Below are 396 nucleotides of genomic sequence, written 5' to 3' on the forward strand. Positions count from 1 at the left end.
AAGCCAGAACCTTATTTTGAACTAAATGCGGAAATTTTAACTAATCAGCAAAAATTTGTCGCAAAATTAGACCCCTATCAGCGGTTTAAAGACGAAGCAGGTCTAATGACATTCATGCAAGCTAAACGCGTTCAGAAAGGCTCACAGAGCGGTTTAATCAAGGACGTCCAAAAACAGGCTAAAAAGAGTGCTAGTCCACAGTTGTTTTCGCTATCCAGTCTGCAAAGTGCGATGAATAAACGGTATCATGCCAGTGCCAGCCAAACCTTAGCGGCTATTCAAAGTTTATATGAAGCCAAGTTGTTGAGTTATCCCCGAACGGATTGTGCTTATATCACTAATGAAGAATTTGAGTATTTAGTGGCTAATCTGACGAAGTATCTGGGGTTAGTCTCT

The 396-nt window shown here is 40.7% G+C and carries 1 protein-coding gene; it reads left to right on the forward strand.

Features of this window, described 5'->3' with window-relative positions:
- Nucleotides 1-396 (forward strand): DNA topoisomerase (locus FC85_RS06025; protein ID WP_235807830.1); only part of this gene is annotated, 396 nt, incomplete at both ends.

Source organism: Lentilactobacillus diolivorans DSM 14421, from assembly GCF_001434255.1.
Lineage (GTDB): Bacteria > Bacillota > Bacilli > Lactobacillales > Lactobacillaceae > Lentilactobacillus > Lentilactobacillus diolivorans.